At 68.5% G+C, this 11,498-nt stretch carries 9 protein-coding genes; all 9 read right to left on the bottom strand.

Going from position 1 to position 11,498, the window contains the following annotated elements; genetic code table 11:
* Nucleotides 1–20: 20 nt before the first annotated feature.
* Nucleotides 21–794: a fumarylacetoacetate hydrolase family protein gene (locus ODE13_RS10940; RefSeq protein ID WP_322479292.1), complete on the bottom strand. Its 774-nt coding sequence runs from the start codon at nucleotides 792–794 to the stop codon at nucleotides 21–23.
* A 24-nt stretch (nucleotides 795–818) separates the two neighbouring features.
* Nucleotides 819–1,892, bottom strand: a complete 1,074-nt coding sequence (locus tag ODE13_RS10945; protein WP_322479293.1) for a branched-chain amino acid aminotransferase — start codon at nucleotides 1,890–1,892, stop codon at nucleotides 819–821.
* Between the two features lie 68 nt (nucleotides 1,893–1,960).
* Nucleotides 1,961–3,052, bottom strand: a complete 1,092-nt coding sequence (locus ODE13_RS10950; RefSeq protein ID WP_322479294.1) for a 3-isopropylmalate dehydrogenase — start codon at nucleotides 3,050–3,052, stop codon at nucleotides 1,961–1,963.
* Between the two features lie 93 nt (nucleotides 3,053–3,145).
* Nucleotides 3,146–4,753: a methionine--tRNA ligase gene (gene metG, locus ODE13_RS10955; protein WP_322479295.1), complete on the bottom strand. Its 1,608-nt coding sequence runs from the start codon at nucleotides 4,751–4,753 to the stop codon at nucleotides 3,146–3,148.
* A 23-nt stretch (nucleotides 4,754–4,776) separates the two neighbouring features.
* Entirely contained in the window at nucleotides 4,777–6,378 is a 1,602-nt protein-coding gene (gene serA, locus ODE13_RS10960; RefSeq protein WP_179542546.1) for a phosphoglycerate dehydrogenase, read from the bottom strand.
* A gap of 96 nt (nucleotides 6,379–6,474) precedes the next feature.
* Nucleotides 6,475–7,500, bottom strand: coding sequence for a ketol-acid reductoisomerase (gene ilvC, locus ODE13_RS10965; protein ID WP_322479296.1), 1,026 nt, complete (start codon nucleotides 7,498–7,500; stop codon nucleotides 6,475–6,477).
* A 64-nt stretch (nucleotides 7,501–7,564) separates the two neighbouring features.
* Nucleotides 7,565–8,098, bottom strand: a complete 534-nt coding sequence (gene ilvN, locus ODE13_RS10970) for an acetolactate synthase small subunit (RefSeq protein ID WP_322479297.1) — start codon at nucleotides 8,096–8,098, stop codon at nucleotides 7,565–7,567.
* Between the two features lie 3 nt (nucleotides 8,099–8,101).
* On the bottom strand, nucleotides 8,102–9,976 hold the full coding sequence (locus ODE13_RS10975) for an acetolactate synthase large subunit (RefSeq protein WP_322479298.1): 1,875 nt from the start codon (nucleotides 9,974–9,976) through the stop codon (nucleotides 8,102–8,104).
* Nucleotides 9,977–10,280: 304 nt separating this feature from the next.
* Entirely contained in the window at nucleotides 10,281–11,426 is a 1,146-nt protein-coding gene (locus tag ODE13_RS10980) for a 3-isopropylmalate dehydrogenase (RefSeq protein ID WP_322479299.1), read from the bottom strand.
* Between the last annotated feature and the right edge of the window lie 72 nt (nucleotides 11,427–11,498).

An 11,498-nucleotide genomic window follows, 5' to 3' on the forward strand; every position in this document is an offset into this window, starting at 1 on the left:
GTGGTGACTCCTGTGGGTGTTCAGCTGCGGAAGTGGTTGACCAGGGTGCCGATGCCCTCGATCTCGGCCTCGAAGCGGTCTCCCGAGGAGACCTGCCCGACGCCGGCGGGGGTGCCGGTGAGGATGACGTCACCCGGCAGCAGGGTGAAGGCCTGGGAGATGTAGGAGACCAGCTCGGGCACCCCGAAGACCATGTCCCCGGTGGTGCCGTCCTGCACGGTCTCTCCGTTGAGGCGACCGGTGATGCGCAGCCCTTCGGGGTCCAGCTCGGTCTCGATCCAGGGGCCCAGGGGGGTCGAGCCGTCGAAGCCCTTGGCCCGGGCCCACTGGCCGTCAGTCCGCTGCGCGTCACGGGCCGTGACGTCATTGCCCACGGTGTATCCGAAGATGACGTCGGCGGCCCGCTCCACAGGCACGTCCTTGCAGATCCGGCCGATGACCACGGCCAGCTCGGTCTCATAGCTGACCTCCTCCGAGAAGGAGGGCAGGGTAATGGGCTCGTGCGGCCCGGAGACTGCCGTGTTGGGGATCAGGAACAGCAGCGGAGAGACGGGCAGGTCATGACCCATCTCCTTGGCGTGGTCCGCATAGTTGCGACCCACGCCGATCGCTTTGCTCCGCGGGATGATCGGAGCGACCAGCCGCACGTCGTCGAGGGCGTGGGTGGTCTGTGCCTGCTGGATCCCCTGGTAGAAGGGATCTCCGACCAGCTCGGTGATGGTCTCCTGTCCGGGCTCTCCGGTGACGACTCCGAAGGTGGGCTCTGCGTCAGTGACGAAACGTGCGATGCGCATGCCCACCACCCTATCGCGCGAGCCTCAGACGAGACGGTGCATCCAGCCGTGGCGATCCGCGACCGTCCCCGTCTGGATCCCGAGCAGCTCGGCACGGATCGACTGGGTGACCTCGCCGGTGCCGGTGGAGGCGATCGTGCGGTCGCCGTCGAGCAGCTCGCCGATCGGCGTGATGACCGCGGCGGTGCCGCAGGCGAAGACCTCGGTGACGGTGCCGTCCTGCACTCCGCGGTCCCACTCGTCGAGGGTGACGCGACGCTCTTCGACCTGGAGTCCGCGATCCCTGGCGAGCTGGATGACGGAGTCCCGGGTGATCCCCTCGAGGATGGTGCCGGTCAGCTCGGGGGTGATCAGCCGACCGTCGGCGGTGACCAGGAAGACGTTCATCCCGCCCAGCTCTTCGATGGCGTTGTCATGCAGCGGGTCCAGGAACAGCACCTGGTCGCAGCCCTTCTCAGTGGCCTGCGCCTGGGCGGCCAGCGAGGCGGCGTAGTTCCCGCCGGTCTTCGCATCGCCGGTCCCCCCGGGCGCCGCACGGGTGAAGTCCCGGGTGACCCAGATCCGGACAGGCTTGAGCTCGCCGCCGAAGTAGTTGCCGGCCGGCGAGGCGATGACCCGATAGGTGAACTCCCGTGCCGGGCGCACCCCGAGGAAGGCCTCGGTGGAGAACATGAACGGGCGCAGGTACAGCGCCTCGCCCTCGCCGCTGGGGACCCAGTCGGCGTCGATCCCGACCAGCGCCTCCAGCGACTGCACGAACAGCTCCTCGTCGAGCTGCGGCATGGCCATCCGGCGGGCTGAGCGGTTCATCCGGCGCGCGTTCTCCCGCGGACGGAAGGTGTGGACTCCGCCGTCGGCATGACGGTAGGCCTTCATGCCCTCGAAGATCTCCTGCGCGTAGTGCAGCACGGCCGCGGCCGGGTCCAGGGTGATGGGACCGTAGGGCTCCACGCGGGCCCCGTGCCAGCCGGCGCCCTGGGTCCAGTCGATCACCGCGGTGTGGTCGGTGAAGTTCGTGCCGAAGCCCGGGTCGGCCAGGATCTGCTGGCGACGGGCCTCCGTCGTCGGCTCAGGGTGTGAGGTGACGTCGAACGTCATGGGAACAGCCTTTCGCTCGTTCTCTGCGTGCGGTCCACTCTACCGCTGCCCGGCGGCTCGGTAACCTCTCAGCCGAGTCGGGTCAGGAGGGCCTCGCCGCGCTGGGCGGTGCTCAGCCCGCGAGCCGCCTCGGGGTCCCGGGCCCACTCCGCGAGCTGAGCCTGCACGGCCTGCTCGAGGCGCGCGGCGGGCTCGGCGAGTCCGAGGTGCTGCAGCATCAGGACGCCGGAGAGGACGGCCGCGGTCGGGTCGGCGATCTGCCGGCCGGCGATGTCCGGGGCGGAGCCGTGCACCGGCTCGAACATCGACGGCGCCGAGCCTTCGACGTTGATCGACCCGGAGGCGGCGAGGCCGATGCCGCCGGTGACCGCCGCGGCGAGGTCGGTGAGGATGTCACCGAAGAGGTTGTCGGTGACGATGACGTCGAAGCGCGCAGGGTCCTGCACCATGTGGATCGTGGCGGCGTCGACGTGCATGTAGTCCCAGCCGACCTCGGGATGCTCGGCGGCGGCCTCCTCCACGGTACGGCGCCACAGGTCCCCGGCGTGCGTGAGCACATTGTGCTTGTGGACCAAGGTCAGCCGGCCGCGGCGCTGTGCGGCACGGGCGAAGGCGTCTGCGACGACGCGGCGCACCCCGTGCGCGGTGTTCAGCGAGACCTCGGTGGCGATCTCATGGGCGGTGCCGCGGCGGATCGTGCCCCCGTTGCCCACATAGGGCCCTTCGGTGCCCTCTCGGACCACGACGAAGTCGATCTCCGGGTCTCCGGCCAGCGGAGTGGCGGTGCCCGGGTAAGTGCGGGCCGGACGCAGGTTGATGCTGTGGTCGAGGCTGAACCGCAGCTTCAGCAGCAGCTCCCGCTCGATGAGCCCCGAGGGGATGCGGGTGTCCTGCGGGTCGGCGCCCACGGCGCCGAAAAGGATGGCATCATGGCCGCGCAGCCGCTCCAGAGTCGCCTCCGAGAGCGTCTCCCCGGTCTCCACCCAGTGCGCGGCACCCAGCGAGTACTCGGTCCAGGTCACCGCCACTGAGGCCGCGTCGAGCACGGACTGGAGCACGCGGCGAGCCTCGGCGATCACCTCGGGGCCGATGCCGTCCCCGGGGACGACGGCGATGTCGAACGTGGTGCCGGTGGGGTTCTGCGCAACGATGTCAGACATGTCCCTCAGGCTAGGTGCTTCTCCCGCCGGGCGGCGAGAGAAGCACCTGAGCTCTCAGCATCTGAGACCCCGGGCGACCCCCGAAGGCCCGGTTCAGACCGCGGCCGGCTCCTCGTGCCGCGGAAAGATCGGTTGCGGCCTCGCGATCGGAGTGCCTGCGACGAGCTCCTCGTCGAAGGCGGCGAAGCTGCGCGGACCGGTGTTGGAGGCGTTGGTGGCACCGGCGTCGCCGCCGGCGTCCACGCTCAGGGCGTCCAGCAGCAGGGTGGCCGAGCCCGGCATCACCGGCTGGATGAGCAGAGCGACCCGGCGGAGGACCTCGGCGGTCACCCACAGCACGGTGTTCATGCGCTCCACATCCGTCTTCTTCAGCTGCCAGGGCGCCTGCTCGGCGAAATAGGCGTTGGCCTCCCCGAGCACGTACCAGGTGCGTTCGAGCGCCCGGTGGAAGTCCTGCTTCCCATAGGCGGCGCGGCAGATCTCCAGCAGCCCGGCGGCCTGGTCCAGGATCGCCCGGTCCTCCTCGCTGAACTCACCCGCGACCGGCAGAGCGCCTTCGCAGTTCTTCGCGATCATCGACAGCGAACGCTGCGCCAGGTTGCCCAGGTTGTTGGCCAGGTCCGAGTTCTTCCGTCCGACGACGGCCTCATGGGTGTAGGAGCCGTCCTGGCCGTAGGGGAACTCCCGCAGCAGGAAGAACCGTACGGCGTCGAGGCCGTAGGCCTCGGTCCATGCGGCCGGGGCGACCACGTTGCCCACCGACTTGGACATCTTCTCCCCCGCATTGTGCAGGAATCCGTGGATCATCACCCGGCGCGGCAGCTCCAGGCCGGCGCTCATCAGGAACGCCGGCCAGAAGATGCAGTGGAACCGGGAGATGTCTTTGCCGATGATGTGCAGATCGGCGGGCCAGCGCCGCCGGAACTCCTCGGACTCGGTGTCCGGGAACCCGGCCCCGGTGAGGTAGTTCGTCAGCGCGTCCACCCAGACGTACATCACATGGTCCAGCTCCGTCTGCCCGGCCGTGAGATCCTTCGGCACCGGGACCCCCCAGTCGAAGGTGGTCCGGGAGATGGAGAGGTCCTCCAGGCCGCTCTCCACGAAGCGGATGACCTCGTTGAAGCGACTGGCCGGCGCGGCGAACTCCGGGTGGGACCGATAGAGCTCGAGGAGCTTCTCCTGGTAGGCGGAGAGCCGGAAGAAGTAGCTCTCCTCCTCGGTCCAGGTCACCGGCGTGCCGGTCTCGATCGCGAATCGCTCGCCGTCCTCACGGACCTCGGTCTCGTCGTCGGCGAAGAACCGCTCGTCACGCACCGAGTACCAGCCGGCGTACTTGTCGAGGTAGATGTCCCCGGCCTCGACCATCCGCCGCCAGATCGCCTGAGAGGCCACGTAGTGGTCGTCGTCGGTGGTGCGGATGAAGCGATCATAGGAGATGCCGAGCACCTCATCGTCCACCCTCTTGATCGCTTGGGCGTTCCGCGTGGCCAGAGCGTAGGGGGTGATCCCCTCAGCCTGAGCGGTCTGCTGGACCTTCTGGCCGTGCTCGTCGGTGCCGGTGAGGAAACGGACGTCGTACCCGTCGAGGCGCTTGAAGCGGGCCATCACGTCGGCCGAGATGTACTCGTAGGCATGGCCGATGTGCGGCTCACCGTTGGGGTAGGTGATCGCCGTCGTCAGATAGTAGGCGGGTCGTGACATCAGTGGTCGCCCCTCAGTTCCTCTCAGTTCCGTTCTTCGAGGTCGACCTCAGCGGCCAGGGCCGCGCCGACCTCCTGGGAGATGGTCTCCAGCACACCGGCAGGCAGGGCCGCGTCGACCGCCAGCACGGCCAGGGCGCGCTCCTCTCGGGTGTCCTGGGAGACCTGCATCCCGGCGATGTTCACCTCGGCCTCGCCGAGGATCCGGCCGAGGGCGCCGACCACACCGGGGCGGTCCGCATACTCGAAGATCACCAGGTGGTCGGTCAGCGGGATCTCGAGGTCGTAGCCGTTGACGCCCACGATCTTCTCGATCTGCTTCGGACCGGTGAGCGTGCCGCGGACCTCCAGGTTGACCCCGGAGGCCGTGGCGCCGCGGACGGTGAGCGCGTTGCGGTAGTCCTCGACGTCGGGGGTGGTGGTCAGCCGGGTGGCGATGCCGCGCTGCTCGGCCAGGATCGGCGCGTTGACATAGGAGACCTGCTCGGAGACGACATCGGTGAACAGGCCCTTCAGGGCGGCCAGCTGCAGAGCGTCGACGTTGTGCTCGGCGATCTCGCCGGCGGCTTCGGTCTCGACGTCGGTGAAGGCATCCGAGGCCAGCGCGTTGAGCACCCGGCCCAGCTTCTCGATGAGCGGGATTCCGGGGCGAACGAGCTCGTCGATGGCGCCCCCGGCCACGTTGACCGCGTCGGGCACCAGTTCGCCGGCCAGGGCCAGGCGCACTGATCGCGCCACGGAGACGCCGGCCTTCTCCTGGGCCTCGGAGGTGGAGGCGCCCAGGTGCGGGGTGACCACCACATTCTCTCGGCCGAAGAACGGCAGGTCGGTGGAGGGCTCGCTGGCGAAGACGTCGATGGCGGCGCCCCCGATGAGGCCCTCCGCCAGAGCCGCCTCGAGATCTGCCTCGTCGACCAGTCCGCCGCGGGCCACGTTCACCACGAACGCGGTGTCCTTCATCTTCTCGAAGGCCTCACGGTTGAGCATGCCCAGAGTCTCGGGGGTCTTCGGCATGTGGATGGTGATGACGTCCGCCTTGGCGAACAGCTCCTCGAGGGTCACCAGCTGGGCGCCGATCTGATGGGCGCGCGCCGAGGTGACGTAGGGGTCGTAGGCGATGAGCTCCATGCCGAAGGACTTCATCCGCTCTGCGACCAGGCCACCGATGCGGCCCAGTCCGATGACGCCGAGGACCTTGTCCTGCAGCTCGACGCCGGAGTACTTGGAACGCTTCCACTCCCCGTCCTTGAGCGCCCGGGTGGCCGGCGCGATGTGCCGGGCCAGACCGAGGATGTGAGCACAGGTCAGCTCGGCCGCGGAGATGATGTTCGACGTCGGGGCGTTGACCACCATGACGCCGGCGGCGGTGGCCGCCTTGATGTCCACGTTGTCCAGTCCGACGCCGGCGCGGGCGACGACCTTCAGCCGGGGCGCGTGGCTGAGCACCTCGGCGTCGACAGTGGTGGCCGAGCGCACCATGAGCGCATCGGCGTCCGAGAGATCGGCGAAGAGACGCTGGCGATCGGTCCCGTCGGACTGACGGATCTCAAAGTCCGGCCCGAGGGCCTCGACGGTGGCGGGAGAGAGTTCCTCGGCGAGTACGACGACGGGGCGGTTGATGCTCACAGTGTCCTTCTTCTCGGTGATGGGTGGTCTGTCATGCTCCGGTCAGACGTGTGGGGCCGGGCCGGTGACCGGCCCGGCCCCACACACTCTAGCGGCTCAGCGGGCGGCTGTGCCCTCGGTGTAGTCGTCCTCCTGGGTGATCCAGGAGAACAGCTTGCGCAGCTCGCGACCGGTGAACTCGATCGGGTGCGCCTCGTTCTTCTTCCGCAGCTCGGCGAACTCGGCGCCGCCGTTGCGCTGGTCGTCCATGAAGCGCTTCGCGAAGCCGCCGTCCTGGATGTCGGCCAGCACGGCCTTCATGTTCTCCTTGACCTCCGGGGAGATGACCCGCGGGCCGGAGACGTAGTCGCCGAACTCGGCGGTGTCGGAGATCGACCAGCGCTGCTTGGTGAGGCCGCCTTCGACCATGAGGTCGACGATCAGCTTCAGCTCGTGCAGGACCTCGAAGTAGGCGATCTCGGGCTTGTAACCGGCCTCTGTGAGGGTCTCGAAGCCGTACTGCACCAGCTGGGAGGCGCCGCCGCAGAGCACCGCCTGCTCGCCGAACAGGTCGGTCTCGGTCTCTTCGGTGAAGGTGGTCTCGATGACCCCGGCACGGGTGCCGCCGATGCCCTTGGCGTAGGCCAGGGCGATCTCCTTGGCCCGGCCGCTGGGGTTCTGCTCCACAGCGATCAGCGCCGGCACACCACGACCCGCCTCGTACTCGCGGCGGACCACGTGGCCCGGGCCCTTCGGGGCGACCATGGCGACGTCCACGTCCTTCGGCGGGGTGATGAAGCCGTAGCGGATGTTGAACCCGTGGGAGAACAGCAGCACATCGCCGGCCTTGAGGTGCGGCTCGATCTCCGAGGAGTAGACCGCGGCCTGGTGCTGGTCCGGGACCAGGATCATGATGACGTCGGCCTCGGCAGCGGCCTCGGCCACCGGCTTGACGGTCAGTCCCTGCTCCTCGGCCTTGGCCTTGGAGCTGGAGCCTTCCTTGAGGCCGACTCGCACGTCCACACCCGAGTCCCGCAGCGAGAGCGAGTGGGCGTGGCCCTGCGAGCCGTAGCCGATGACGGCCACCTTCTTGTCGCTGAGGACAGACAGGTCGGCGTCGTCGTCATAGTAGAGGTCAGTCACGTCGAGATCTCCTTGAGTGATGGGTTCTTCTGATGAGGGATGTCGTGGGTGGGGCCCGGGCCGCTCAGCGGAGCGCCCGGTCGGTCATGGACTTCGAGCCTCGGCTGATGGCCAGCGTGCCGGAGCGCACGATCTCCCGCACGCCGTAGGGCTCGAGCACCTCCAGCAAGGCGTTGAGCTTGTCCGGGGCGCCGGTGGCCTCGACGGTGAGCGAGTCCACGGAGACGTCCACGATCTTGGCGCGGAAGAGGTCCACCGCCTGGGTCACCTGCAGCCGGGTCGGCGAGTCGGCCTTGACCTTGATCAGCAGGTGGTCGCGCTGCACCGAGGTCTCCGGTGCCAGCTCGATGATCTTGATGACGTTGATGAGCTTGTTGAGCTGCTTGGTGATCTGCTCGAGAAGCTCGGCGTCGGCGTCGACCACGACCGTGATGCGGGACAGCCCGGCGATCTCGGAGGGGCCGACCGCGAGGGAGTCGATGTTGAAGGCCCGGCGGGCGAAGAGGCCCGAGACACGGGTCAGGACACCGGGCACGTCCTCGACGAGGACGGACAGGGTGCGGCGCTGGGCACCGGGGTTCGGCTGAGGGCTGGTCATGGTCTACTCCTCGTCCCATTCCGGCGTCATGTTGCGGGCGACCTGGATGTCGCTGTTGGACACTCCTGCCGGCACCATCGGCCACACCATCGAGTCTCTGCTGACCACGAAGTCGACCACCACGGGACGGTCGTTGATCGCCATCGCCTGGGCGATGACGTCGTCGATGTCCTCCTCCCGCTCGCAGCGCAGGCCCACACAGCCGTAGGCCTCTGCCAGCTTGAGGAAGTCAGGGATGCGCACGACGGCCTCGCCGGAGGGGTTCAGCGACGTGTTGAGGTCCGTGTTGGAGTAGCGCGACTCGTAGAACAGCGTCTGCCACTGACGGACCATGCCCAGGGAGGAGTTGTTGATCACCGCGACCTTGATCGGGATGTCATTGATGGCGCACGTGGCCAGCTCCTGGTTGGTCATCTGGAAGCAGCCGTCGCCGTCGATGGCCCAGACCACCCGATCGGGATTGCCCACCTGGGCGCCCATCGCGGCCGGCACCGAGTAGCCCATGGTGCCCAGGCCGCCGGAGTTCAGCCACTGGCGGGGGCGCTCGTAGTCGATGAACTGGGCGGCCCACATCTGATGCTGACCGACCCCGGCCACGTAGATCGCCTCCGGGCCGGCGGCCTTGCCGATGCGCTCGATGACCTTCTGCGGCGCGATCGCGCCGTCCTCGGGCTCGGTCCAGCCCAGCGGGTAGGTCTCGCGGAGACGCCGCAGCTGACGCCACCAGCCCTCGATGTCCGTCCGGCCCTCCTTCTCGAACAGGTCGGTGAGCGCGGCGTCGAGCTCCGGGATGATCTCCTTCAGCGATCCGACGATCGGCACGTCGGCGAGCCGGTTCTTGGAGATCTCCGCCGGGTCCACGTCGGCGTGGATGACCTTGGCATCGGGCGCGAAGCTGTCCAGCTGGCCGGTGACGCGGTCATCGAAGCGGGCACCGAGTGTGATGAGCAGGTCGGCGCGCTGCAGGGCGGCGACGGCGGAGACCGTCCCATGCATGCCAGGCATGCCGACGTTGAGATCGTGGGAGTCGGGGAAGGCGCCGCGAGCCATCAGCGTGTTGACGACCGGCGCGCCCACTGTCTCCGCCAGGGCCGCGAACTCCGCGGAGGCGTCGGCCTTGATCACGCCGCCGCCGATATAGAACACCGGGCGGCTCGCCTCGCGGATGAGCTTGGCCGCCTCACGGACCTGCTTGGCATGTCCGCGGGTCACCGGCCGGTACCCGTTGAGGCCGATCTTCGGCGGCCAGGCGAAGGTCGTCTGCGCGGTCTGGGCAGATTTCGTGATGTCCACCAGCACCGGTCCGGGCCGTCCGGAGGAGGCCAGGTGGAACGCCTCGGCCATGACCTGCGGGATGGTGTCGGCGTCGGTGACCAGGAAGGAATGCTTGGTGATCGGGGTGGCGATCCCGACGATGTCGGCCTCCTGGAAGGCATCGGTTCCGATCACCTGCGCGTTCACCTGACCGGTGATCGCGACCATGGGCACGGAGTCCATGTGCGCGTCCGCCAGCGGCGTGACGAGGTTGGTGGCGCCGGGTCCGGAGGTGGCGAAGCAGACGCCGACCTCTCCGGTGACCATCGCGTAGCCCTGAGCCGCATGGCCCGCACCCTGCTCGTGACGGACGAGGATGTGGTTCACCGTGGCGGAGTCCATGAGCGGGTCATAGGTCGGCAGGATGGCGCCGCCGGGGATGCCGAAGACATCGGTCACGCCGAGTGCCTCGAGGCTGCGGACGATCGACTGGGAGCCGGTGACCTGTACAGGTTCCACCGGCTGGCCTGGTCCGTAGAGACGACGATCGGCCGAGGTCGTGTGACTGGGGCGCGGCCTCTTCGCGGCCAGCGCCGCGGGGCTCGTCGCAGCTGGTGTGCTCATCGTTGACTTCCTGTTGTCCTGTCCCTGGGCGGGTGATGCGGGAACCCGGAAAGGAGAAACCCCGACAGAAAAGCGTCCCTGCTGGGGCTCTCTACCGGGGTTGAGCGTGTACGTCAGCTCAGGGTGCGACCGTCGTCCCGCCCGCCACGAGCAGGGCTCGGACCACCCTGAGGAAGGTGGATCACTCCACTTCTCCCCCGGCGGCGAGTACGGCTACTCGTAGCAGGTGACGCATGGCCTCTATGCTTCCCGGGCGCGTGACGGGTGTCAACAGACCATGAACTCGTCTCACTGTGTGGACGGCTCAGATGACGGCCGCCGCCCTTTCCCGGGCGATCCGGCTCAGAGCACTCATCAGGGATCCGTCTCCACCCGTGTGCTGTGCCGGGTCGACGTCCATGACCCGGGCAGCGATGCGGTCACCCAGTGCGGCGGTGTCGCCGCCCATGCCGGGGCCGGCCAGAGACGGCAGCTCCGCCAGCACGGAGGCCGTGGCCGCCTCCAGACACAGTGCGGCCTCCCGCTCACCGAGTCCGGCCAGACACAGCGCCGCCGAGAGGGCGGCTGCAGCAGGGTTAGCCCATCCCTTCCCCGCGATGTCCGGTGCCGACCCGTGCACCGGTTCGTACATGCTCGGAGCCGTGCCTGCCACGTTGTAGTTGGCGCTGGCGGCCAGGCCGAGGCCGCCCTGCACCGTCGCCCCGAGATCACTGATGATGTCCCCGAAGAGGTTGTCCGTGACCACCACGTCGAAGCGGCCCGGATCCAGCGGCAGATGCTGGCACATCGCGTCGGCGTGGACGTAGTCGTGCTCCACCTCGGGGTAGCGCAGGGCCACCTGGTCCACCACCTCCTGCCACAGCTGCCCGGCGTGCATCAGGATGTTCGTCTTGTGGCACAAGGTCACCCGGCGACGTCGCGCCTGCGCGAGCCGGAAGGCGAATTCCACGGTGTCCGTGGTGGCGGCGACCGTGGTCAGGGAGTTCTGGACGGCCACCGCATGGGCAGTGCCGGCATGGGCGAGGGCCCCTCCCCCGGTGTACAGACCCTCGGTGTTCTCACGGATGACCACCAGGTCGCAGTTCTGGTCAGTGACTCCGCGGATGGGGCTCTGCACTCCCGGGTACAGCCGGACGGGACGAATGTTGACCGACTGGGCGAAGGCGACCCGCAGCGCGACGATGAGGCCGCGTTCCAGGATGCCCGGGGGCACCCTGGGGTCTCCGACGGCGCCCAGGAGCACGGCGTCGTGGGTCCGCAGGGCGGAGACGGTCCCCTCGTCCAGCACCTCTCCGGTGCGCAAGTAGCGCTCGGCTCCGAGATCGACGTCTGCCGCGTCCAGACTGAAGCCGCAGCGCCGCGCCGCGGCATGCATCCCTCGCAACGCGGCCTCTGTCACCTCAGGGCCGATGCCGTCGCCCTTGACGACGGCGAGCCGATACGTCCTCATGGCGGTCCTGTCCTCTCCATCCTGACCTGGCTGAGAGCGGTGGCCTTTCCTCATGCGAACTCCGGGCCTTGA

The sequence above is a fragment of the Nesterenkonia sp. HG001 genome, from assembly GCF_034438835.1.
Lineage (GTDB): Bacteria > Actinomycetota > Actinomycetes > Actinomycetales > Micrococcaceae > Nesterenkonia > Nesterenkonia xinjiangensis.